The sequence below is a fragment of the Micromonospora sp. DT53 genome (assembly GCF_049841535.1).
Classification (GTDB): Bacteria; Actinomycetota; Actinomycetes; order Mycobacteriales; family Micromonosporaceae; genus Micromonospora.
This window is the reverse complement of sequence record NZ_JBNCKM010000001.1, coordinates 1-22,885: the sequence shown is the minus strand read 5'-3', so window position 1 is coordinate 22,885 and position 22,885 is coordinate 1. Positions and strand designations below refer to the sequence as shown.

Below are 22,885 nucleotides of genomic sequence, written 5' to 3'. Positions count from 1 at the left end.
AGTTCTGGCTAGCCCGGGCGCGGGTGAGCGCTGCCACGCAGGGTCGCCGCAAAAGTGTTTCCGCCGGGCGCGCGTGGTGCGCGACCGCCGAAGTCTGCCTGCCAGAACACCGACCGTCGGTCAGTGCCCAACGATGGCTGCCCCGTCGCGGTCCGCATCCAACGGATCCACGATCGCACCCTGCGCGGTCAACGTGCCCTGAGCCAGCCGGGTCACCCTCGGCGAAACCGGCGGCTCCAGGTCGGCCACCACGCGGAGGCCGGAAAGGACGTCATCGGGCCGTACGGACGGGGTGACCTGCCGCACGACCAGTTCGAGTATCGCACACGGGACGGCCGGTGCCCCGGAAGGCGTCGGCGTAGGAGGTTTGACATCGATAGACATCACGGCGGCGCGGGCGTCGAAAGTGCGTCGGCCCTGCTTGGTCATCCGCTCGACCAGCACCTCCTCGGCCGCGACGAAGGCGTCCACCGCGGCGCGCAGCACCGCGGTGTCGACCTCGGGCAACTCGATGTACCAGTGCGACGCCTCGATCCGGTCCGGCAGGTTGCCCCCCTCGGCGATCACGGCGTCCAGGACGTCCAGCCCCGGCGAGAGCGCGGCGTCCAACGCGGCACGCAGCGCCTCCGGGTCGACCTCGGCCTGAAGGGCGATTTCCAGGTACTCCGCCTCGCTCGCCACCCCGGTGGGCGCGGCGCTGGCGTAGGAGATCTTCGGGTGCGGGTGGAAACCCTGGGAGAAGGCGACAGGTACGGCGGCCCGGCGCAGCGCACGCTCGAACGCCCGGGCGAAGTCCCGGTGCGAGGTGAACCGCAGCGGCCCGCGCTTGGCGTACCGGATGCGGACGCGCTGGACGACCGGTGCCTGGCCGCCCTCGGGTTGAGGCTTTCTGGCGATCGTGGGCTCCTCGGGTGTACCTGCGTGTCCGTCCATCCTGGCGCAGGGCTCGTGACGGTACGCAGCCGGGGCGGTCGAACCGCCCCGCAGATGGGTGCGAACCGGTCAACAGGGTCGCGACCACCAGCTCCGAAAGGCCGATGGCCGGCCGGTGCCGCGAAGGTCACCAGCCGGCCAGCACGGTTTTACCCCTCCTTCGGCGGGGCGGGCGGCGCCCCACCGGGCGGCGGGCCGTAGCCGGAGGGCGGGCCGTAGCCGGAGGGCGGGCCGTAGCCCGAAGGAGGCGCGTAACCGGAAGGCGGGGCATACCCGGAAGGAGGGGCGTAGCCGGGTGGGGGCGGATAGCCCGGCGGTGGGGCGTAACCCGCGTCCGGCGGCGGGTACGCGCCGCCCTGGGCCGCCCGGTCGAGCACCTCGTCCGGGATGTCGGCGGCGCGGGCCGCCTCCCGCCGGTACCGACGGCGGTTCAGGATGAGGAAGACCACCAGACCCAGCAGCAACACCAGCACCACGGCGATGCCGATGCCGATCACCATGACCTGCTGGTCGGTCGGACCACCGCGATCGCCGTGCTGGGTGACGTCGAACTCCTCGTCCGCACCCCCGGTGCGGGCCGGGCCCGGGTCGGTGGCAGCGGCCGGGTCGAGCAGCGGGTTGGCGGTGACCGGCGGCACGTTAGCGGTCAACGCCTTGATCGGGTCGACCACCCCGAAGCCGTACTGCGGATCTCGCCCGGACGGGCCGGCGTCCCGCGCGGTCCGAATGATCCGGTTGATCACGCTCGGCGCGTTGAGGTCCGGGTATTTCGATCGGATCAGCGCGGCCAGAGCGGAGACGATCGCAGCGGAGTCGGAGGTGCCGTCACCCCAGCCGTAGCCCGCCTCGTTGGCGACGTTGTAGATGCCGTCGCCGGGAGCGGCGACCACCGCCTCCGGCCCCTGGACCGAGCCGGGCCAGAACGCGCCACCCCTGGTCGTCCCGGTCACCGCGATCACACCCGGGGTGTTGGCGGGGGTGCCCACGGTGGTGCGGCCCTGGGCGGTGTTACCCGCGGAGGCGACCACGACGACGTCATGGTCCAACGCGTACTTGATCGCGCTCTCTTCCACGGCGTTGGCGAAGCCAGCGCCACCGATGGATATGTTGATCACCTTGGCGCCACCGTCGACCGCCATCCGGATGCCCCGAACAATCCCGGCGCCCTTGTAGACCCCATCCTCCTTGCGCAGCTTGATGGGAAGGATCTTCACACCGGGGGCGATGCCAGTCACACCGTCGCTGCTGGCCTTGGCCGCGATGATGCCGGCCATGTGCGTGCCATGCCCATCCTCGTCAGCCCGACCATCTCCGGAGGAACCGTAGCTGCGACCACCGGCAAGCACCTGACCGCGCAGGTCCGGATGGCTGGCCTCGACACCACTGTCGACCACGGCCACGACCACGCCCCGCCCGGTCGAGATCTTGTGCACCTGATCGATCCGGAGCTCGTCCAGATACCACTGCTCGGCCCGCCGGGGCGCGGCGGCCGCCGGTTGAGCGGCCCCCACCACCAGGAACCCCGCCAGCAGACAGGCGACTACCGGCCGGAGGCTTCCGAGGTTCACCTTCATCCGTCCATCCTCATCGAAGGACACCCGGGGACGCGCTGTCACCAGGGCCCCACGGATCGTCGTCCTCAGTCAACCACGACGAGTGCTCGGAGCCGCTGCCACCGCCGCCGTGTCCGGCGCCGCCCGCGCCGCCCATCATGCCGCCGCCCGCCATTCCGGCGCCGCCGACACCGGCACCACGCGCGCCGCCCGCCATCCCGGCGCCAGCACCGCCGGCGGCGGTGCGCAATGCGTTCGCCGCGCTCGTCATCGGCGGCAGTTTTCCGTTGCCGCCACCCACCATGCCGGGGATGCCGCCCACGCCGATCCCGGCACCGCCGCCCAGGCCACCGCCCGCGCCGCCGCCGATCCCGCCGGCCGAGCCGACGCCGGCGCCGCCTCCGAAACCACCACCGGCGCCACCGAGACCGGCGCTGCCGACCCCGCCGCCACCGATGCCGCCGCCCAGGCCACCAACCCCGCCCGGGGTGGCGCCAGCCAGGCCGCTGGTGTAGTCATCGTCGCCGTAGCCGGGATAACCGGACCCGGTCGGTGGGGCCGTCAGCTGACCGGTGCCGCCGCCGGTGGTGGGCGGGCCATCGCCGATCCCACCGGGCTTGTTCGGGGAGAACGGGTCGACGGTGGACGTCGGACCGCCCGTGTCGCCGACGGTCGGTGGCTTGCTGTCGATCCCGGGGCCGACACCACCGATGTCGGGCTTCCCGCCGATTTCGCCACTACTGATGTCGGGCCGTCCCGACGGCGGGATCCGGGGGTCGCGACGGATTTCGTCCTCTCCGCCTCTCGCGTCCGGCCTGTTCACGGTGAGCTTCGGACGCTCGGTGTAGACCGCCTGGGGCAGCGGGGCCATCGCGGTGTTCGCCGCGTTCTGATTGTCCCGGTACCAGTTGTCCAGGTGAGCCCCGGTGTCCCACCAGCCGCCCCGCTTCTGGTCACCGGCCTGGCCGTCGACCTTCATGGTCGCCTCCAGGTCGTCGGCCTTGTCACGGAACGCGCCGTCGGCGTACGAGCCGGGGTTGCTCTGGTAGTCCTTGCGCAGGGCGGCGAGGAAACCCGACGAACTCTCGCCGTCGCGGGCGTCGTCGAGCTCGGTGCCGTTGGGCAGGCTCCACTCGTTGAAGCCGAAGTCGTCCATCAGCGGGATCGGGATCGTGGAGACGGACTTGCGGATGTCGCCCTCGATCCGCGTCAACGCGCCACTGACGTTCGTCGCGTCGGTGATCAGATCCTCGATCTGCTTGCCGATCTTGCCCAGGTGCTCGCGGTACGCGTCGCCACCGCTGCCCTTCCAGCCGGCCAGCATCCCGGGCAGGCCACCGACGTGCGGGCGCTCCTGGCCCGTCGCGATCGGGCCGACGAACGACCGACCGACGAGCGCGTCCCGCAGTTGTTGCAGGCCGCTGGAGAGGTTGCTCCAGCCCGCTCCGACCGATCCGACGGTTTCCGGGTCCGCGGAGAGCGTCACTTCGCGGACGCACCGCTCCCAGGTTCCTCCAGCCATGACGTCCCCCTCAGGCCGTGTACGGGTAGGTGGGTGCGCCGCTGGCCGTGGGCGGCGGCGCCGCCGACTCCAGCAGCCGCTCGATCTCCTTGCCATTGGCGCCGTTGCGCGCCTCGGTGTCGCGGAACGCCTTGGCGATCTCCTCGGTGCCCTCCTTGAGCGCGGCGAGCTTCTGGGAGAGCGTCGTGAGATGGGCCTCCATGTTGCCCGTGGACGTCGTCAGGGCCGCCCACTGCATGCGCGCGTCCTCGTACGCGCCGAAGGGGGTGCCGTTCGGAACGGTCTGGGCGTTGTTGCTGTCGCCCTTCATCCGCTCCTTGATGCGTTCCATCTCGTAGCTGATCGTGTCGTCGATGTACTGCTTCAGCCGGTCGACGTACGCCGCCGCGGCATCCAGGTCCTCGACGCTGACGTGCAGATCGCCGGTGTTCGGCGGCGGGATGCTACCCATGCGCTTCCTCCCCCGTTCCCGACCCGCCGGGTCGGTCCATGTCAGACGCAGCGTATCGAGTCTGACCTAGTCGAGGCAGCCCCAGCCACCACCACGTGGTACAGATGACCGCCGATCTCGGGGAAGGTCTGGCGCGGCGAGGCCCACAAAGCGCCAACGGGCCCGCGAGACGCGGACCCGTTGGGCGACATGTCGGATGTGGAGGGTGGTGGACAGCGCACCGCCAGCGGTGCCAGCCCGGTCAGTGGTGCGAGTGACCCGACGCGACCTTCATGCCGTTGCCGCCCAGCGGGGTGAGCGGCAGAAGCTTCTTGCCGGTGGGGCCGATCTGGATCTCGGTGTCCATCGATGGGCAGACGCCGCAGTCGAAGCAGGGCGTCCACCGGCAGTCGTCCTGCTCGAACCCGCTGACCGAGTCCTGCCAGTCCTGCCAGAGCCAGTCCTTGTCCAGGCCCGAGTCGAGGTGGTCCCAGGGCAGGACCTCCAGCTCGTCGCGCTGACGGGTGGTGAACCAGTCGAGGTCCACCCCGAACGCGGGCAGCGTCTCGGCCGCCGCGTCCACCCAGCGCTGGTACGAGAAGTGCTCGCTCCACCCGTCGAACCGGCCGCCGTTCTCCCAGACCTTGCGGATCACCGAGCCGACCCGCCGGTCACCCCTGGAGAGCAGTCCTTCGATGAGCGACGGCTCGCCGTCGTGATAGCGGTAGCCGATGGCCCGGCCCAGCGAGCGGTCCGCGTTGATGGCCTGCTTGAGGATCTTGAGCCGGTGGTCGATGACCTCCGGACGGTCCATCGAGGCCCACTGGAACGGGGTGTGCGGCTTCGGCACGAACCCACCGATGGACACCGTGCAGCGGATGTCCTTGGAGCCGGTCGCGGCCCGGCCGGCCCTGATCACCTCGTGGGCCATCTCCGCGATCTCGAGGACGTCCTCGTCGGTCTCGGTGGGCAGGCCGCACATGAAGTAGAGCTTCACCTGCCGCCAGCCGTTGGTGTACGCGGTGACGACCGTACGGATCAGGTCTTCCTTCGACACCATCTTGTTGATGACCTTGCGGATCCGCTCCGACCCGCCCTCCGGGGCGAAGGTCAGGCCGGTGCGCCGCCCGTTGCGGGACAGCTCCTGCGCGAGGTCGATGTTGAAGGCGTCCACCCGGGTCGACGGCAGCGACAGCGAGACGTTCGTGCCCGCGTACTGCTCGGCGAGGCCCGAGCACATGTCGCCGATCTCGGAGTGGTCCGCCGAGGAGAGCGACAGCAGGCCGACCTCGTTGAAGCCGGAGAACTCCAGGCCGTCGCGGACCATCTGACCGACAGTGGTGATCGACCGCTCCCGCACCGGCCGGGTGATCATCCCGGCCTGGCAGAACCGGCAACCCCGGGTGCAGCCCCGGAAGATCTCCACCGCGTACCGCTCGTGCACCGTCTCGGCCAGCGGGACGAGGGGCTTCTTCGGGTACGGCCAGGCGTCCAGGTCCATCGTCGTGCGCTTGTGCACCCGGAACGGCACGTCCGCCCGGTTCGGCACGACCCGCTGGATCCGGCCGTCCGGCAGGTAGTCGACGTCGTAGAAGCGCGGCACGTAGACGCTCTCGGTGCGGGCGAGCCGCAGCAGCAGCTCGTCGCGGCCGCCCGGCGAGCCCTCGGCCTTCCACTCCCGGACGATCGTGGTGATCTCCAGGACCGCCTCCTCGCCGTCGCCGAGCACCGCGGCGTCGATGAAGTCGGCGATCGGCTCCGGGTTGAACGCGGCGTGCCCGCCGGCCACGATCACCGGGTCGGCGTCGGTGCGGTCGGCGGCCAGCATCGGAATGCCGGCCAGGTCGATCGCGGTGAGCATGTTGGTGTAGCCCAGCTCGGTGGAGAAGGAGATGCCGAACACGTCGAACCCGCGCACCGCCCGGTGCGCGTCGACGGTGAACTGCGGCACGCCGTGCGTGCGCATCAGCGTCTCCAGGTCCGGCCAGACCGCGTACGTCCGCTCGGCGAGGGTGTCGGGCAGCTCGTTGAGCACCTCGTAGAGGATCTGCACGCCCTGGTTGGGCAGGCCCACCTCGTACGCGTCGGGATACATCAGCGCCCAGCGCACGGTAGTCGCGTCCCAGTCCTTCGTCACCGCGCCCAACTCGCCCCCGACGTACTGGATGGGCTTGGAGACCTGGGGCAGCAGCGGCTCGAGCTGGGACCACACGGAATTGGTCGCGGCCGCGCGCGGCGTCGTGGACGGGGCACTCATGTTGCCCAAGGGTACGCGTTCGCCCGGCGGCAATCGCGCGCACGCCCGATCGGCGGTGGTGGCGGCGCGGTACTAACCTCGGATCGGCGCGAGAGGAGATTGCCGCGATGCCGGATCCCCAGCCGGAAGCACAGCCGGCCGACGGGAGCACCCCGGGCACCGAGCCGGAGCAGGACCCGGCGGTCGCCGACGAGCCGACCTCCGCACCCGTACCCCCGGACCAGCCGGAACCCTCGGACCAGCCGGGCCCCCCGGACGAGCCGGAACCCACCGCCACCGCGGAGGTCCCGGCGCCCAGGTGGAGCGGCTCGGCACCGGTGCCGCCGCCCCTGCCACGCCGGTCCGCGTGGGGCGAGTCGGCCGAGCCGACCCCTCCCCCGCCGGTCTCGGTCGGGCCGCCGGAGCACCAGACGCCTGTCGACCCGTGGGCCGGCGTGGACACCGGCGGCTGGGACCTGCCCTCCGCCGAACTGCCCCCGCTGCCGCCGACGATGCCGTACCCGACGCCGCCGGCGACCCGGCAGTGGTCCGGGCCGCCCGCTGCCCCGGCCGGGGCGCACCCGGTGCCGCGCCCGGCGCCACCGCCGGCTGCCCCGAGCGCACCGCGGGCCGTCGGCCCCCTGGTCCCGGCCCGACCGGTGTCGCCACCCGCGCCGCCGAAGCTGCCGAAGCAGCGCCGGGGCCAACGATCGACCGCGCCACCCCCGATGCCACCCCCGATGCCACCGCCCGGTCGGCAGGGCCCCCAGGGGCACGTGCCGGTCCGCAGGCGACGCCGCTGGCCGTGGCTGCTGCTCCTCACGCTTGCCTGCTGCTGTGGCTGCCCCGCCTACTACGGGTTCCCGATCTCGGCCCAGTACCCGGCGCGCGCGGCACTGCCCGCCCAGGTGGACGACCTCAGCCTGCGGCAGGACGACGGCAGCACGAAGACCGCCCGGACGTTGGAGAACGAGGTACGCAAGGAGCACTGGCTGGCCGAGGACACGTTCGCCGGCGTCTACTCCACGACGAGCGGCAAACTGGTGACCGTCTTCGGGGGCACCGGCTTCCGTCCGACTCCGGAGTCGGACGCGGAAGGCGAGATCAGCCGGCTCACCAAGCGGTACGCGCTGGACGCCCCGGAGACCGTGGACACCGGTGTGCGGGGCAGGCACGAACGATGCGCGGTGGGTAGCGCCGACGGCAGTGCCGTGGTGGTCTGCACGTCGGTCGACCACGGCAGCATCGCCACCGGGGTGTTCACCCGGCTCTCCGTGGCCGACAGCGCCGACCTGCTGGCCACCCTGCGCGCCCAGATCGTCCAGCCCGAGCGGGGCTGAGCCGCACCTCCGGCGCTCGGCCCACGCGGCACGTGCGTTGTCGGCAGCAGCCGCGGTCAGGCGTCGCCGGTCGAGTCCGAGTGGGCGCGCGGCGGGGCGTAGCGGGGCACGTACTCCTGGCCGGTGAGCTTCTGGATCTCGCTCATCACCTCGTCGGTCATCTGCCGCAGCGAGGTGCGGTCGTCCGGTCGGCCGGTGAAGTCCAGCGGCTTGCCGAATCGAACCGTGATCTTGGCAGTGCCCGGCCGGGGCACCCGGGCACCGATCGGCTGCGCCTTGTCCGTACCGATCGTGCCGACCGGAATGATCGGCACACCTGCCGAGATGGCCAGCCGGGCCGCGCCGGTCCGCCCCCGGTAGAGCTTGCCGTCCGGAGAGCGGGTGCCCTCCGGGTAGACCACCACCAGGTCACCGCCCTTGAGCGCCGGGATCGCCGCGTCGAACGCGGACAGCGCCGCGCGGCCACCGGCCCGCTCGACCGGGATCGCGCCCAGGCCGGTGAGGACGAACTTGGAGAACGCGCCCTTCGCACCGGCGCCAGTGAAGTACTCCGACTTGGCCCAGAACGCCAGGTGCCGGGGCACGACCGTGCCGAGGAACAGCTCGTCGGCCACCGAGAGGTGGTTACCGGCGAAGATCGCGCCACCGGTCTCCGGCACGTGTTCCAGCCCCTCCACGGTCGGGCGGAACGCCAACCGCAGCGTGGGCGCCACGGTCAGCTTGCCGATGGTGTAGAGCAGGGGCACTGGTCCTCCGGCAGATCAGGTGCGAACAGGCGGTGTCACGGTAGCGGACGCCTCCACACCTCCCAGACGGAGGTGGTGAGGCGCCCGCACCCGGACGATGGTCCGTTATACCCGGCGGACGACCACCGTTACCCGCTCACCATCGCCGACCTCGCCAGCGAAGCCCTCCAGGCCTTCAACGGCGGAGCCGCCCGAGCCCTCGACGGCAGAGCCGTCCGAGCCCTCGACGGCAGAGCCGTCCGAGCCCTCGACGGCGGGGCCGTCCGGGCTTTCGGTGAAGTCCACCGAGTCGGCCAACACCTCCGCGGAGACGAAGTCCACGTACGCGGCCACCGCCGCGTGTACCTCGTCGGACGCCGACACCGACACCACGATCCGGTCCGAGACGTCCAGGTCGGCGGCCCGGCGGGCCTGCTGCACCACCCGCACCACGTCGCGGGCCAGCCCCTCGGCGGCCAACTCCGCTGTGACGTCGGTGTCCAGCACCACCACGCCCTCGCCGCCGGGCAGCGGCGCGGAGTGCTCGGCGTCGGCGGCGACCAGGCGCAGCTCGTACTCGCCCTCGGCGAGAGTGACGCCGGCGGCCACCGGGGCGCCGTCGACCAGCTCCCACTCGCCCGCCTTGACCGCCTTGATCACCTGCTGCACCTGCTTGCCGACCCGCGGGCCGAGCGCCCGGGGCACCACCGTCAACACCTGCTCGCAGTACGCGGACAGCTCCGCGCTGAACTCCACAGTCTTCACGTTGACCTCGTCGGCGACCAGGTCGGCGAACGGCCGCAGCTGCTCCGCGACCGGCGAGGCCACTGTCAACTTCGACAGCGGCAGTCGCACCCGCAGCCCCTTGGCCTTGCGCAGCGACAGCGCCGCCGAGGCGACCGCCCGGACGTTGTCCATCGCGGCGACCAGGTCGTGGTCGGCCGGGAACTCGCTCGCCTCCGGCCAGTCGGTCAGGTGCACCGAACGCTCCCCGGTCAGGCCACGCCAGATCTCCTCGGCGGTCAGCGGCGCGAGCGGCGCCATCACCCGGCAGAGCGTCTCCAGCACCGTCGACAGCGTGTCGAAGGCGTCGGCGTCGCCGGACCAGAACCGGTCCCGGGACCGGCGCACGTACCAGTTGGTCAACGCGTCGAGGTAGGACCGGACGGTGCCGCAGGCGCCGGAGATGTCGTACGCGTCCATCTGCGCGCCTACCGTCGCCACCAGCTCGTTCGTCTTCGCCAGCACGTACCTGTCGAGCAGGGTGCCGGCGGCAGCCTCGCCGTCGCCCACCGGCTCCGCGTCGGTCTTCCGCTTTGCCCGGTACCCGTCGGCGTTGGCGTAGAGCGTGAAGAAGTACCAGACGTTCCACAGCGGCAGCAGCACCTGCCGAACGGCGTCGCGGATGCCCGCCTCGGTGACCGCCATGTCCCCACCGCGCAGCACCGGCGAGGACATCAGCATCCAGCGCATCGCGTCCGAGCCGTACGCGTCGAAGACGTGGTAGACGTCCGGGTAGTTGCGCAGGCTCTTGGACATCTTTCGCCCGTCCGAGCCGAGCAGGATGCCGTGGCTCAGGCAGTTGCGGAACGCCGGCCTGTCGAACAGCGCGGTGGCCAGCACGTGGATCGTGTAGAACCAGCCGCGGGTCTGGCCGATGTACTCGACGATGAAGTCGCCCGGGTAGTGGTGCTCGAACCAGTCCGCGTTCTCGAACGGGTAGTGCACCTGGGCGAACGGCATCGACCCGGACTCGAACCAGCAGTCCAGCACCTCCGGCACCCGACGCATCATCGACACACCCGTAGGGTCGTCCGGGTTGGGGCGGACCAGGTCGTCCACCGCCGGCCGGTGCAGGTCGGTCAGGCGTACGCCGAAGTCCCGCTCGATGTCGGCCAGCGAGCCGTAGACGTCCAGGCGGGGGTAGTTCGGGTCGTCGGACTTCCACACCGGGATGGGCGAGCCCCAGAAGCGGTTCCGGCTGATCGACCAGTCCCGGGCGTTCGCCAGCCACTTGCCGAACGAGCCGTCCTTGATGTGGCTGGGCGTCCAGTTGATCTCCTGGTTCAGCTCGACCATCCGGTCCCGGAACTGGGTCACCGCGACGAACCACGAGGACACCGCCTTGTAGACCAGCGGGGTGTCGCAGCGCCAGCAGTGCGGGTACGAGTGGGTGTAGGTGTCCTGCTTGAGCACCACCCCCCGGTCCTTCAGCTCCCGGATCACCGGCTTGTTGACGTCGAAGACCTGCTCACCCTGGTACGGCGGAACCAGCGCGGTGAACCGGGTGTGGTCGTCCACCGTGACGATGGTGGGGATGCCGGCGGCGTTGCAGACGTTCTGGTCGTCCTCACCGAAGGCCGGGGAGAGGTGGACGATCCCGGTGCCGTCCTCGGTGGTGACGAACTCCGCGCCGAGCACCTGGTAGGCGTTCTCGCCGGCCCGCTCGACGAGGAAGTCGAACAGCGGCGTGTAGCGGCGCCCGACCAGGTCCCGGCCGTACACCGTGCCGACCTGCTCGTAGCCGTCCAGCTCCTTGGCGTACGCGGCCAGCCGCGCCGCGCCGACGAGGTGACGCTGACCCTCGCGCTCCAGCACCGCGTACTCGATGTCGGGGCCGACGGCGAGCGCCAGGTTCGACGGCAGGGTCCACGGCGTGGTGGTCCAGACGCCCAGCTTGACCGGCCCGCGCACCAGCTCCGGCGCGGACTCGTCGGCGGTCAGCTCGAACCACACCGACAGGGTGGGGTCGTGCCGGTCCCGGTAGACGTCGTCCATCCGGGTCTCGGTGTTCGACAGCGGGGTCTCGCAGCGCCAGCAGTACGCGAGCACCCGGAAGCCCTCGTAGATCAGACCCTTGTCGTGCAGGGTCTTGAAGGCCCACATGACGCTTTCCATGTAGTCCAGGTCGAGGGTCTTGAAGTCGTTGGCGAAGTCGACCCAGCGGGCCTGCCGGTCGATGTACCGCTCCCAGTCCTGGGTGAACTCCAGCACCGAGCTACGGCAGGCCTCGTTGAACCGGGCCACGCCCAGGTCGATGATCTCCGCCTTGCTGGTGATGCCGAGCTGCTTCTCGGCCACCACCTCGGCGGGCAGGCCGTGGCAGTCCCAGCCGAAGCGCCGCTCGACGTGCCGGCCGCGCATGGTCTGGTAGCGCGGCACCACGTCCTTGACGTACCCGGTGAAGAGGTGACCGTAGTGCGGCAGGCCGTTGGCGAAGGGCGGGCCGTCGTAGAAGACGTACTCGTTTCCGGCGTCGCCTGCGACACCCCCGTCGGCGGCGTCCGTCCGTTCCGGTTGCCGACTGGAGGTCGGCCTTGCCTCGACGCTGGCCTGGAAGGTCTTGTCTGCCGTCCAGTGCTCCAGCACCCGGCGCTCGACCGCGGGCAGGTCCGGGGTCGCCGGTACGCCTGCGGCGGTCGGGTCGTGCAACGGGTAGACCATCGGGGGTCGCTCTCCTCATGCAGCTCACTCAACGTGGGTCTGCGAGGACGAGCTTTCCGGGGTACGCCTGGAACGGCGCTCCCGGGTGGCCCGCGGTACCACCCCGCTTGGCGGTCAGATCGACCGCCCGCTCATTGCCGGCTGTGACGGGCCCCACCCGTCCGGTTCTACTGGGCCGGTTGCCCGGCTGTTCTTCCGGAGGCTCGCCGGTGATGGCCGGGTCATCGCCTTACGTTGCCCAACGATACTCGACGCGCCCACCGCCGCGCCGCCAAGTGACGGCTAACCTGACCAGCGGCGGGAGCGCCACCTTGACGCGTTGTGTGCCGCTCCCCAGAATTCAGCGGGTGGCCACGATAAGTTACGCCGAATACCGTGCGATGCGCCGGTTCCCCGCCCTCGACGGGCTCCGCGCGATCGCCGCGGTGATCGTCGTGGCCTTCCACTTCGGGGGGCCCCGATGGACCTGGCTGTCCGGTTGGGTGGGCGTCCAACTGTTCTTCGTGCTGTCCGGCTTCCTGATCACCACGCTGATGCTGCGCGAGGAGGAGTCGCGGGGACGGGTGTCGTTGCGGTCGTTCTACATCCGCCGCGTCTTCCGGATCCTGCCGGTCTACCTGGTGGTGCTCGCCGCGACGTACGCCCTCGCGCATCTCAACGGCGCCAGCGCGAGGCTGCGCGAATCGATGCCGTACTACCTGCTCATGGTCAACGAGTTCGCGCCGAACCAGGCGTTCCCGCACTCCTGGACGATCGCGATCGAGTGGAAGTTCTACCTGGTGTGGCCGCTGCTCGCCTTCGTGCTCGTGAGCGCCGCGTTTCTGCGCCGGATGGCGGTGACGGTGCTGGCCATCGCCGCTCTCGTCGCGATGATCCCGTTCGAGAAGGACTGGCCCTACTGGCCGATCCACTACGTGTCGATCCTGGTGGGCTGCCTGCTGGCGGTCGTCATGCACCACCCCCGGGGGTACGCGCTGTTCCGGCCGTTGACCCGTCCCGTGGTGTCCCTCGCCGTACTCGTCGGGTTCGTCGCCGTGCACCTGTCGCTGCCGTACTGGCCGCCCGCCGAGGACGGCCACGCGGAGTCGATGATCGGCGTGTACGCGGTGGCGGTGGCGCTACTGCTCCCCGCCATGCTGGCCCCTGGCCTGCCGACGAAACTGCTCTCCTGGCGGCCCCTGGTGTTCGTGGGCGAACGCTCCTACTCGCTCTACCTGGTGCAGTACCTCGCCATGACGACGGTGATCGCGCTGGTGCCGTCGTACAGCGGGCACAGCACCCGGTTGTTCGTGGCCACCACCGTGGTCGGCCTGCTCGCCGCCGACCTGCTCTACCGCTGGGTGGAGCAGCCGATGATCGCGGTGGGACGCCGGTTCTCCGGGCGGGGGAAGGTGGTCCCCCCGCTGCCGGCCGCCGAGCCGCCGCCGAACGCCTCCACCGAGCCGGCCGCGTCCTCCGCGCGGACGGTGCCGGGCATGCCAGCGCCCACGAACCGCCCGGAGCCATCCCCGCCGCTCAGTGACGACACCGTGGTCCTGACCAGCATCGCCGACCGCCGCTGATCATGAGGTTGGCGGACGGCGGAACGCTGGTCCGCCCGCCAACCTCATGATCGACGAGCTGCGGTCAGGGGGCCGGGAGGGTGGTGCTCCACAGCGAGGCGCCGTAGTAGGGCGCCGCCGGCGGCTCCGGCGCCGACCACCAGGCCGGTCCGCAGCAGGGTACGTCGATCAAGCTCGGTCATGTTTCCTCCCGATCAGGGGTTGACCCCGTGGGTCCATCGGGTGGAGGTGACCGCGACCGGCGGCCCGGGTGACCGGGGGCGGACGGGGGTTGTCCGGATGACACACCCCAACGATCGTGACCGGGGTCACCGTCGCGGTTGTCACGGCAGGCCCCACACGGACCGTCGTAGCGGTGTCGGATCGAACAGGAGGTTGGACATGCAACGAATGAGGCTTTTCGAGGTCGCGCCGCAGGGATACCAGGCCGTGTCGGGCCTGGAGAAGTACGTCCAGGCGAACGTCGACCACACCGTGCTGGAGCTGGTCAAGCTGCGGGCGTCGATCCTGAACGGCTGCGCGTTCTGCGTGGACATGCACAGCCGGGACGCCCTCGCCGCCGGCGAGTCGAGCCGGCGGCTCTTCGCGGTGACCGCCTGGCGGGAGGCGCTGTCGTTCTTCGACGAGCGGGAGCGGGCCGCGCTGGCGCTCACCGACGCGGTGACCCGGCTCGGCGAGCACGGAGTGTCTGACGAGGTGTGGGACAGCGCCGCGAAGGTCTGGTCGGAGAAGGAACTGGCCGACCTGGTCCTCGCGATTGCCACAATCAACGTGTGGAATCGGATCGCCGTGACGACGCACACGGAGCCCCCGGCGCAGGTGTGACGACCGAGGCGGCAGATGCGGCCGGTGCGCTCCAGGCGCACCGGCCGATGCTGCTCGGGCTCGCGTACCGCCTGCTCGGCAGTCGGCACGACGCGGAGGACGTGCTCCAGGAGGCGTACCTGCGCTGGCTCGGCGTGGACAGGTCGGTGGTGGAGGAACCGCGCCGCTACCTGTCCCGGGTGGTCACCCGGCTGGCCCTGGACCGGTTGCGGGCCCGGCAGGCGGCCCGCGAGACGTACGTCGGCACCTGGCTGCCCGAACCGGTCCCGACCGCGTCCTCGCCGTTCGGACCGTTGGACCGCGCGGAGTTGCGCGACTCGCTCTCCACCGCGTTGTTGCACGTCCTGGAGCGGCTCACCCCGCCAGAGCGGGCGGTGTACGTCCTGCACACCGCCTTCGACCTGCCGTACACCGAGATCGCCGAGATCCTGGACCGGACGCCGGAGGACTGTCGCCAGCTCCACCACCGGGCGACCAGCCGGATCCATCAGGAGCAGCGTCGCTTCACCGCCAGCCGGGCCGAACGAGAACGGTTGCTGAACGCGTTCCTCGCCGCCGCCCGCGACGGTGACCTGGCAACGCTCACCGGCCTGGTCGCGGCGGACGCCACGGCCTGGAACGACGGCGGTGGTCGGGTCCGGGCAGCCCGCAACCCGGTCACCGGCGCGGACCGCATCGCCCGGTTCTACGCCGGGATCTACGGCCCCGGCCGCCGCCCCATGACCGCGCATCCGGTCGAACTCAACGGGGAACCCGCGGTGTTGATCACCCGCGCGGACGGCAGTCGGTACACGCTGACCATCGCCGCGGCCGACGGGCGGATCACCGGGATCTACATGGTCGGCAACCCGGCGAAGGTGCCGGCCGTCGGCTGACCCCGGGCTTCGTCGGACGGCCCCGGGCTTCGTCGGACGGCCCCGGGCTTCGTCGGACGGCCCCGGGCTGGTGGGCGTCAGCCCAGCTCGGGGAACCAGAGCGCGATCTCGCGCTTGGCGCTGTCCGTCGAGTCGGAGGCGTGCACCAGGTTCTCCCGGTTGGACAGCGACAGGTCACCCCGGATGGTGCCGGCGGCGGCCTTGCGCCCGTCGGTGGCGCCGACCAACCCGCGAACCACGTCGATGACCTGGTCGCCGGAGAGCACCAGGGCGACCAGCGGGCCGCCGGTCATGAAGTCCTTCAGCGGCGGGTAGAACGCCTTGTCGACGTGCTCGGCGTAGTGCTCGTCGGCGAGCGCCGCGTCCATCGTCCGGTGCGCCATCGCGTCGATCCGCAGCCCCTTGCGCTCGAAGCGGGAGAGGACCTCGCCGACCAGGCCGCGGCGGACCGCGTCGGGCTTGATCAGAACGAGGCTGCGCTCATCCGGGCTGTTGCTGGACACGCTGGGTTCCTCCTGTACGCGCTGAACGCTTGGGATCGGTACGGTCAGCCTAGCGACCCGGTCCCGGCGCCGGCGCGGCGGCCGGTCTTTCCCCCGGTGGCCGATCCGGCCTAGCCTGGCCCTGACCCTCGGGAGGTCCACTGTGGCGAATGGCGGGAACCGACCCATCGCGCCGGTACGCAAGCTGATCGGCACGGTGCTGGGCACCGTGGCCACGTTCATCGTCCTGTTCGGGCTCGGCATGACCAGTTGGGCCATCGTGGCTCTCGGGGTCGCCCTGCTGGTGCTGGCGATCGCGCTGGCGACCGTACGCGGCGGCGGTCGCACGTGGGTCGTCGGTGTCGGGCACGTGCACAGCGCCTCCGAACCACCCACCCAGTACGCGTTCGGCCGGTGCGAGCTGCAACTGGTGATCGACGCCCCTGGTCTGCCGCCGCGGTCCAAGAAGATCATCGAGCCGAGGGTGCCGGTCTCCAAGTGGCCGTCGCTGGGCCAGACGCTGCCGATCCGGGTCGCGTTGGACGACCAGCGGCACGTCAAGGTCCTCTGGGACGAGGTGCCGACCCACGCCGAGACCGCGGCTGCCGTCGCCGATCTTCCGCCGGAGTTCGCCGACGCGGAGGCGATGGACGAGCTGCTGATCCAGCAGGACGCGCCACCGTGGGCCGACCGCGCGCCGGACGACGACTTCCGCGACGACTTCCGCGACGACTTCCGCGACCCGGTCGGCGACCCGTTCCGGGACCCGCTCGGCGACCCTCTGCGCACCGACCCTTCGCGCACGGATCCCCGGCGTGACGACCTCCGGCGTGACGACCCGGTCGTCGTGCCCGAGGAGCGCGAGCCCGTGGTGATGCACCAGAGCCCGGGTGGCCCGGTGGTGTTGGAGGGCGTCGTCGTCGAGCCACAGGCCGGTGGGCTGCCCCGGCGGGCGACACCGGCACCGCGCGCGCCCGCCGAGGAGCGCTTCGACGAGCCCGCCGCCGACCGGTCCGACGCTCCGGAGGCGGACGGCCCGACCACCCCGCCCTCCGACGACTCCGCCGACCAGCCCAGCGCGCAGCGCTTCGAGCAGCCCAGCGCGCAGCGCTTCGAGCCGCCGCCCGCGCAGCGGTCCGGCCCGGGCGCGGCCGACCCGCTCGACCCACTCGACCTCCCGCTGGACGATCCCGCAACGGCCGGGGCGGCTCGCGCGACCGCGACCGACGAGGAACTGGACCGGGCCATCTTCGGGTTCGACGGCGGCTCGGCCGCACCGATCAGCGGGGTGGGTCTCACCCTGCTGGTCACCGACCTGCCCCGGTCTCTCGGCTTCTACCGCGACGTGCTCGGCTTCAGCGAGGTCGACCAGGGCGCCCACAACGCCGTCCTCGCCTCCGGGACGACCCGGGTCGTCCTGCGCGAGGTGAGCGGGGCCGCGCCCATCAGCCGCCGGCTGGTGCACGTCAACCTCGAGGTGGACGACATCGAGGCGGCGTACGAGCGGCTGCGCGAGTCGGGTGTCCGCTTCACGTACGCGCCCCGCGTGGTCAATCGGGGCACCAAGCTGGAGGGGTGGGCGGCGGCCTTCCGCGACCCGGACGGCCACGGCGTCGCGCTCACCCAGTGGCGCGAACGCGCCGAAGCCTGACCCGGCCCGCTCCCGCCTTCGCGGCGCCGCCGGCCGGGTCCACGGTCAGCCGAGGATGACGCGGCGAACGTGCAACGCGTACGCCCAGACCAGGGCGAAGATGATGCCCAGCGCGAGCAGCGACCAGTGCAGCAGACCGCCAAGCAACAGCAGGCCCTGGAGCACGGTGCCGGCGTTCCAGGCCCAGGGGCGGCGCATCATGCCGGCGAGCACCACGGCGGCCACCGCCAGTGCCACCACCGCGCCGATCGCGGCGCCGCCGAGGTCGCCGCCCACCACCCGGATCGGCTGGATCGCCAGCAGGAGCACCAGCGCCTCCAGGCTGAGCGTGCCAGCACCGAGACCGCGTACCGCCCGCTCCGGGTTGCGCAACCCGGAGCGCCGCGGCTGCCCGGTCGTGGGCTCCTCCCCCACCGGTTGCCCGACCGGCGGACCGGTCGGGTCGTCGGTGGTGTGCGGGTCCCGCTCCGGGCTGGTCATCGCTTCAGCAGCCGGCGCGCGTCGGCGACCGTCACCACGGAACCCGTGACCAGCACCCCGACGCCGCTCAGCTCACCCGGGACGTCCTCCTCGGCCATCGCCACCGCCAACTCGATGGCGTCCGGCATGTCCTCCGCCGAGGCCACCCGCTCCTCGCCGAAGATCTCGGCGGCCAGCCCGGCGAGCTCCTCCGTCGGCATCGCCCGTGGCGAGCTGTTGCGGGTGACCACCACCTGGTCGACCACCGGCTCCAGCAGCTCCAGCAGCGCCTCCGCGTCCTTGTCGGCGAGGACGCCGATCACGGCCACCAGCTTGCTGAACGCGAACTCCTCCTGGAGCGCGGTGACGGTGGCCTTCATGCCGTGCGGGTTGTGCGCGCCGTCCAGCAGGATGGTCGGGGCGTTCCGGACCCGCTCCAGTCGACCCGGGGAGCTGGTCGAGGCGAAGCCCTCCCGGACCGCCTCGAGGTCCAGCTGACGTCGAGCCCCGGCACCCAGGAACGCCTCCACGGCGGCGAGCGCCATCGCCGCGTTCTGCGCCTGATGGGCGCCGTGCAGTGGGATGAACACGTCGTCGTACACGCCACCCAGGCCCTGGAGGGTGAGCACCTGCCCGCCGACCGCGACCGCCCGACCCAGCACGCCGAACTCGCCGCCCTCCCGGGCGATGGTGGCCCCGACCTCGGCGCAGCGTTCGAGCAGAGGGCCCGCCGCCTCCTCCTCCTGCGCTGCCGAGATCACGGTGGCGCCCGGGTGGATGATGCCGGCCTTGGCCAGCGCGATGTCCTGAAGCGTGTCGCCGAGCCATTCGGTGTGGTCCAGCCCGATCGGGGTGATCACACAGACCCCGGCCTGGAGGACGTTCGTGGCGTCCTCGGCACCGCCGAGGCCCACCTCGACCACCGCGATGTCGACAGGCGCGTCGGCGAACGTGGCGAACGCCAGCGCGGTGGTCATGTCGAAGTACGTCAGCGGCTCGTCCGACCGCGCGTCGACCAGGTCGGCCAACGGCTGGATCTCCCGGTACACCGCAGTGAACCGCTCCTCGCTGACCGGCTCCCCGTCCAGGCTGATCCGTTCCCGGACGGTCTCCAGGTGCGGGCTGGTGTACCGGCCGGTGTGCAGCCCGTGCGCCCGCAGCAGCGAGTCGATCATCCGCGCGGTGGAGGTCTTGCCGTTGGTGCCGGTCAGGTGGATCGCGGGGTACGCCCGCTGGGGGCTGCCCAGCAGGTCGAGCAGCGACTCGATCCGGTCCAGTTCGAAGACCATGCGGGTGAAGCCGCGGGCGTTCAGCTCGGCTTCGACGGCGGCGAAATCGGTACGGTCGGTCACGAGGGCAGTGTCTCCAGAGCAGCGTTGATCCGGACCAGGTCGGCCTCGGCGGTGGCGAGCCGGTCGCGGATCTTCGCGACCACCGGCTCGGGGGCCTTGCCGATGAAGGCAGGGTTGTCGAGTTTCGCCCGGGCCTGCGCGACCTCCTTCTCGGCTGCCGCGCGATCCTTCGTCAGCCGGGCCCGCTCGGCGGCCACGTCGATCGACCCCCGGGTGTCCAACGCCACACCGATCGCGCCGGGCATGGCCAGCGTGGCGCTGGCCTGGAAGTCGTCCCCGGCCGGATCCAACCGGACCAGCGAACGGATCAGCGGTTCGTGGGCCGCGATACCCGCCCCGGACAGCCCGTCCAGGCGGGCAGCCACCCGCTGCGTCGGGCGCAGCCCCTGGTCGGAACGGAACCGGCGGATCTCGGTGACCACCCGCTGCACACCGACCAGCTCGGCCTCGGCGGCGTCGTCGACGAGCGACCGGTCGGCCACCGGCCAGGCGGCGGACTGCACCGTCTCGCCGCCGGTCAGCGCGAGCCACAATTCCTCGGTGACGAACGGGATGACCGGGTGCAGCAGCCGCAGCAACTGGTCGAGCACGTGCCCGAGCACCCTGCGGCTGGCCTCCGCGCGCTCACCGCCCTCGGCGAGCACCGGCTTGCTCAGCTCCACGTACCAGTCGCAGACGTCGTCCCAGGCGAAGTGGTACAGCAGGTCACACACCTTGGCGAACTCGTACGCCTCGAACTGCTCGTCGACCTCGGCGGTGACGTGCGCCAACCGGGACAGGATCCACCGGTCGACGGTGGAGAGCTGCTCGGTGGGGGGCAGGTCGCCAGTGGTGTGCGCGCCGTTCATCAGGGCGAACCGGGTGGCGTTCCAGAGCTTGTTGCAGAAGTTGCGCGAGCCCTGGCACCACTCCTCGCTGACCGGGACGTCCTGGCCGGGGTTCGCGCCCCGCGCCAGGGTGAACCGGGTGGCGTCGGCGCCGTACCTGTCGATCCAGTCCAGCGGGTCGACCACGTTGCCGAACGACTTCGACATCTTCTTGCCGAACTGGTCGCGCACCATGCCGTGCAGCGCGACGACGTCGAAGGGCGGCACGCCGTCCATCGCGTAGAGGCCGAACATCATCATCCGGGCGACCCAGAAGAACAGGATGTCGTAACCGGTGACCAGCACGCTGGTCGGGTAGAACTTCGCCAGGTCCGGGGTCTGCTCGGGCCAGCCCAGCGTGGAGAACGGCCACAGACCGCTGGAGAACCAGGTGTCCAGGACGTCCTCGTCCTGGTGCCAGCCCTCGCCGGTCGGCGGCGCCTCGTCGGGGCCGACGCAGACGATCTCACCCGCCGGGCCGTACCAGACCGGGATGCGGTGCCCCCACCACAGTTGGCGGGAGATGCACCAGTCGTGCATGTTGTCGACCCAGGCGAAGTAGCGCTTGGCCAGCTCGGCCGGCTCGATGCGCACCCGACCGTCGCGCACCGCGTCACCCGCGGCCTGGGCCAGCGGGGCGGTGTTGACGAACCACTGCAGCGACAGCCGCGGCTCGACAGTGGTCTTGCAGCGCGAGCAGTGCCCGACCGCGTGCACGTACGGGCGCTTCTCGGCGACGATCCGGCCCTGTTCCCGCAGCGCCGCGACGATCGCGGGCCGTGCCTCGAACCGGTCCAACCCCTCGAACGGGCCGGGCACGGTGATCACACCACGCTCGTCCATCACGGTGAGCGCGGGCAGGTCGTGCCGCTGGCCGATCTCGAAGTCGTTCGGGTCGTGGGCGGGCGTCACCTTGACCATGCCGGTGCCGAAGGACGGGTCGACGTGCGCGTCGGCGACGATCGGGATCCGGCGGCCGGTCAGCGGCAGCTCCACCTCCGTGCCGATCAGGTGCTGGTAGCGCTCGTCGTCGGGGTGCACCGCCACCGCGGTGTCGCCGAGCATCGTCTCGGCCCGGGTGGTGGCCACCACGACCTCGTCGCTGTAGCGGATGGAGATCAGCTCGCCGTCGTCGTCGGTGTGCTCGACCTCAATGTCGGAGAGCGCCGTGAGGCAGCGCGGACACCAGTTGATGATCCGGTTGGCCCGGTAGATCAGGCCGTCGTCGAAGAGCTTCTTGAAGATCGTCTGGACGGCGCGAGTCAACCCCGCGTCCATGGTGAAGCGCTCCCGGTCCCAGTCGACGGAGTCGCCGAGACGGCGCATCTGGCCGAGGATGGCGCCACCGGACTCGGCCTTCCACTGCCAGACCCGCTCGACGAACTTCTCCCGGCCAAGATCGTGCCGGGAAAGACCCTCGGTGGCGAGCTGGCGCTCGACCAGGTTCTGGGTGGCGATGCCGGCGTGGTCCATGCCCGGCAGCCACAGCGCCTCGAAGCCCTGCATCCGCTTACGTCGGGTCAACGCGTCCATCAGCGTGTGCTCGAACGCGTGGCCCATGTGCAGGGAGCCGGTGACGTTCGGCGGCGGGATGACGATGGTGAAGGGGGGCTTGTCGCTGTCGGCGGAGGCCCGGAAGTGCCCGCCGGCTACCCACTGCTCGTACCGTCGCTGCTCTACCTCACCGGGCTGATACTGGCCGGCAAGGGTCGGGGCGTCGGGGCGTCGGGCATCCAGTCTCTCGGTCACCGGACAAGTCTACGGAGGGCTTCCGCAGACCTGACGTGCGCCACCTGCCGTTCGCGTACGGTGTCGGCTATGTCCGACGCACATCTCACCGAGCGGTCCCGCGACGGCGGCCGCGAGCCGGTGGAGCTCACCGAAGAGCCGATCCAGCTGAGCACCCGGGACTCCGGAGGCGACCCCGACCAGCGGTCCGCCGGCTGGTCACGCCGCCGCAAGATCGGTTGGACGGCCGCACTGGCGGTCGGCCTCGCCGGCGCCGCGGTGCTCGGTGTGGGTGGGTGGCGGGTGGCGCAACAGAAGGACACCCAACTGACCTCACCCGATCGGGTGGCGGGTCTGACCCGCGACGACAGTGAGCGGGCGAAGAGCACAGCCGACTACCTGCGCAGCGGTCTGGCGGCGAACATCGAACTGGACCGCAGTTTCGGCACGGTCTACCGCGACCCGGGCGACGAGAAGCGCTCGGTGCTCATCTTCGGGGGCACCACACTGCTCTGGCAGCCGGAACGAGACCTGGACAGCCTCTTTCGCCTGATGTCGGATGAGACAGGTGCCGTGAACGGCCTGCGCGAGCTGCCCGCGGGCGGCCTCGGCGGGGTGCTGAAGTGTGGCAGCACCAGCGGCGAGGGCGGGGACTTCGCGGTGTGCGGCTGGGCCGACCACGGCAGCGTGGTCATGGCGATGTTCCCGGGTCGGTCGGTCAGCGACGCCGGGGGCCTGCTGCGCAACCTCCGCGACGGCATGCAGACCCGAGACTGAACCCGCTCCGGATGGTTGATCGACTTGGTGAACCCGAGCCGATCAATCATCCGGTAAACGCAGAATAGGCCACCCCCGAAGGGGTGGCCTATTCTGAAAGATTGTCCGGCGGCGTCCTACTCTCC

Annotated in this window: 18 protein-coding genes; 6 read left to right on the top strand and 12 right to left on the bottom strand. The window is 71.2% G+C overall.

Annotated elements, in window-relative coordinates; all coding sequences use genetic code 11:
* Positions 1-120 precede the first annotated feature (120 nt).
* From ACLQ3B_RS00090 to ACLQ3B_RS00070, 5 genes are all read right to left on the bottom strand, one after another.
* Positions 121-933, bottom strand: a complete 813-nt coding sequence (locus ACLQ3B_RS00090) for a TIGR03936 family radical SAM-associated protein (RefSeq protein ID WP_425776240.1) — start codon at positions 931-933, stop codon at positions 121-123.
* A gap of 149 nt (positions 934-1,082) precedes the next feature.
* Positions 1,083-2,507 carry a type VII secretion-associated serine protease mycosin gene (gene mycP / locus ACLQ3B_RS00085; protein ID WP_425776238.1) on the bottom strand — a complete coding sequence of 475 codons (1,425 nt, stop codon included), beginning with the start codon at positions 2,505-2,507 and terminating at the stop codon, positions 1,083-1,085.
* Positions 2,508-2,517: 10 nt separating this feature from the next.
* Entirely contained in the window at positions 2,518-4,008 is a 1,491-nt protein-coding gene (locus ACLQ3B_RS00080; protein WP_425776236.1) for a WXG100 family type VII secretion target, read from the bottom strand.
* 10 nt (positions 4,009-4,018) lie between these two features.
* Positions 4,019-4,459, bottom strand: coding sequence for a hypothetical protein (locus ACLQ3B_RS00075; RefSeq protein ID WP_327034337.1), 441 nt, complete (start codon positions 4,457-4,459; stop codon positions 4,019-4,021).
* A 241-nt stretch (positions 4,460-4,700) separates the two neighbouring features.
* Entirely contained in the window at positions 4,701-6,695 is a 1,995-nt protein-coding gene (locus ACLQ3B_RS00070; RefSeq protein WP_425776234.1) for a TIGR03960 family B12-binding radical SAM protein, read from the bottom strand.
* A 107-nt stretch (positions 6,696-6,802) separates the two neighbouring features.
* On the opposite strand from ACLQ3B_RS00070, the gene ACLQ3B_RS00065 reads away from it, so the two are divergent.
* Positions 6,803-8,014, top strand: coding sequence for a hypothetical protein (locus tag ACLQ3B_RS00065; RefSeq protein WP_425776232.1), 1,212 nt, complete (start codon positions 6,803-6,805; stop codon positions 8,012-8,014).
* Between the two features lie 56 nt (positions 8,015-8,070).
* Here ACLQ3B_RS00065 and ACLQ3B_RS00060 read toward each other — a convergent pair whose 3' ends face one another.
* Positions 8,071-8,760 (bottom strand): lysophospholipid acyltransferase family protein, encoded by a 690-nt coding sequence (locus ACLQ3B_RS00060; RefSeq protein WP_425776230.1) that lies wholly within the window; start codon positions 8,758-8,760, stop codon positions 8,071-8,073.
* Between the two features lie 105 nt (positions 8,761-8,865).
* Entirely contained in the window at positions 8,866-12,183 is a 3,318-nt protein-coding gene (gene ileS, locus ACLQ3B_RS00055) for an isoleucine--tRNA ligase (protein WP_425776228.1), read from the bottom strand.
* A 347-nt stretch (positions 12,184-12,530) separates the two neighbouring features.
* Between ileS and ACLQ3B_RS00050 the strand changes: the two genes are divergently transcribed.
* Positions 12,531-13,745 (top strand): acyltransferase family protein, encoded by a 1,215-nt coding sequence (locus ACLQ3B_RS00050; protein ID WP_425776226.1) that lies wholly within the window; start codon positions 12,531-12,533, stop codon positions 13,743-13,745.
* A 44-nt stretch (positions 13,746-13,789) separates the two neighbouring features.
* Here the strand turns inward: ACLQ3B_RS00050 and ACLQ3B_RS00045 are convergent, their stop codons facing one another.
* A complete protein-coding gene (locus ACLQ3B_RS00045) occupies positions 13,790-13,927 on the bottom strand; it encodes a hypothetical protein (protein WP_425776224.1) in 138 nt (45 codons plus the stop codon).
* 199 nt (positions 13,928-14,126) lie between these two features.
* On the opposite strand from ACLQ3B_RS00045, the gene ACLQ3B_RS00040 reads away from it, so the two are divergent.
* Both ACLQ3B_RS00040 and sigJ read left to right on the top strand, forming a co-directional pair.
* A complete protein-coding gene (locus ACLQ3B_RS00040) occupies positions 14,127-14,570 on the top strand; it encodes a carboxymuconolactone decarboxylase family protein (RefSeq protein WP_425776222.1) in 444 nt (147 codons plus the stop codon).
* Positions 14,567-15,445 carry an RNA polymerase sigma factor SigJ gene (gene sigJ, locus ACLQ3B_RS00035; protein ID WP_425776220.1) on the top strand — a complete coding sequence of 293 codons (879 nt, stop codon included), beginning with the start codon at positions 14,567-14,569 and terminating at the stop codon, positions 15,443-15,445. Before ACLQ3B_RS00040 ends, sigJ begins: the two co-directional genes overlap by 4 nt.
* A 77-nt stretch (positions 15,446-15,522) precedes the next feature.
* Here sigJ and ndk read toward each other — a convergent pair whose 3' ends face one another.
* A complete protein-coding gene (gene ndk, locus ACLQ3B_RS00030) occupies positions 15,523-15,948 on the bottom strand; it encodes a nucleoside-diphosphate kinase (RefSeq protein ID WP_088949743.1) in 426 nt (141 codons plus the stop codon).
* Positions 15,949-16,090: 142 nt separating this feature from the next.
* On the opposite strand from ndk, the gene ACLQ3B_RS00025 reads away from it, so the two are divergent.
* A complete protein-coding gene (locus ACLQ3B_RS00025) occupies positions 16,091-17,578 on the top strand; it encodes a VOC family protein (RefSeq protein WP_425776218.1) in 1,488 nt (495 codons plus the stop codon).
* Between the two features lie 45 nt (positions 17,579-17,623).
* On the opposite strand, the gene ACLQ3B_RS00020 is transcribed toward ACLQ3B_RS00025, so the two are convergent.
* The 3 genes from ACLQ3B_RS00020 to ACLQ3B_RS00010 are packed head-to-tail and all read right to left on the bottom strand — an operon-like array spanning position 17,624 to position 22,004.
* Positions 17,624-18,058, bottom strand: a complete 435-nt coding sequence (locus ACLQ3B_RS00020) for a DUF4233 domain-containing protein (protein ID WP_425776216.1) — start codon at positions 18,056-18,058, stop codon at positions 17,624-17,626.
* Positions 18,055-19,389 carry a bifunctional folylpolyglutamate synthase/dihydrofolate synthase gene (locus ACLQ3B_RS00015; RefSeq protein ID WP_425776214.1) on the bottom strand — a complete coding sequence of 445 codons (1,335 nt, stop codon included), beginning with the start codon at positions 19,387-19,389 and terminating at the stop codon, positions 18,055-18,057. The genes ACLQ3B_RS00020 and ACLQ3B_RS00015 overlap by 4 nt, the downstream gene beginning before the upstream one ends.
* Entirely contained in the window at positions 19,386-22,004 is a 2,619-nt protein-coding gene (locus tag ACLQ3B_RS00010) for a valine--tRNA ligase (RefSeq protein ID WP_425776212.1), read from the bottom strand. The genes ACLQ3B_RS00015 and ACLQ3B_RS00010 overlap by 4 nt, the downstream gene beginning before the upstream one ends.
* Positions 22,005-22,073: 69 nt before the next feature.
* Here ACLQ3B_RS00010 and ACLQ3B_RS00005 point away from each other — a divergent pair, with 69 nt between their 5' ends.
* A complete protein-coding gene (locus ACLQ3B_RS00005) occupies positions 22,074-22,760 on the top strand; it encodes a hypothetical protein (RefSeq protein ID WP_425776210.1) in 687 nt (228 codons plus the stop codon).
* Positions 22,761-22,885 lie beyond the last annotated feature (125 nt).

Excerpts from the sequence above, each read along its gene's own strand:
- ACLQ3B_RS00090 (WP_425776240.1), bottom strand. The coding sequence starts at position 933 with ATGGACGGACACGCAGGTACACCCGAGGAGCCCACGATCGCCAGAAAG.
- mycP (WP_425776238.1), bottom strand. The coding sequence starts at position 2,507 with ATGAAGGTGAACCTCGGAAGCCTCCGGCCGGTAGTCGCCTGTCTGCTG.
- ACLQ3B_RS00080 (WP_425776236.1), bottom strand. The coding sequence starts at position 4,008 with ATGGCTGGAGGAACCTGGGAGCGGTGCGTCCGCGAAGTGACGCTCTCC.
- ACLQ3B_RS00075 (WP_327034337.1), bottom strand. The coding sequence starts at position 4,459 with ATGGGTAGCATCCCGCCGCCGAACACCGGCGATCTGCACGTCAGCGTC.
- ACLQ3B_RS00070 (WP_425776234.1), bottom strand. The coding sequence starts at position 6,695 with ATGAGTGCCCCGTCCACGACGCCGCGCGCGGCCGCGACCAATTCCGTG.
- ACLQ3B_RS00065 (WP_425776232.1), top strand. The coding sequence starts at position 6,803 with ATGCCGGATCCCCAGCCGGAAGCACAGCCGGCCGACGGGAGCACCCCG.
- ileS (WP_425776228.1), bottom strand. The coding sequence starts at position 12,183 with ATGGTCTACCCGTTGCACGACCCGACCGCCGCAGGCGTACCGGCGACC.
- ACLQ3B_RS00045 (WP_425776224.1), bottom strand. The coding sequence starts at position 13,927 with ATGACCGAGCTTGATCGACGTACCCTGCTGCGGACCGGCCTGGTGGTC.
- ACLQ3B_RS00040 (WP_425776222.1), top strand. The coding sequence starts at position 14,127 with ATGCAACGAATGAGGCTTTTCGAGGTCGCGCCGCAGGGATACCAGGCC.
- ACLQ3B_RS00020 (WP_425776216.1), bottom strand. The coding sequence starts at position 18,058 with ATGACCAGCCCGGAGCGGGACCCGCACACCACCGACGACCCGACCGGT.
- ACLQ3B_RS00005 (WP_425776210.1), top strand. The coding sequence starts at position 22,074 with ATGTCCGACGCACATCTCACCGAGCGGTCCCGCGACGGCGGCCGCGAG.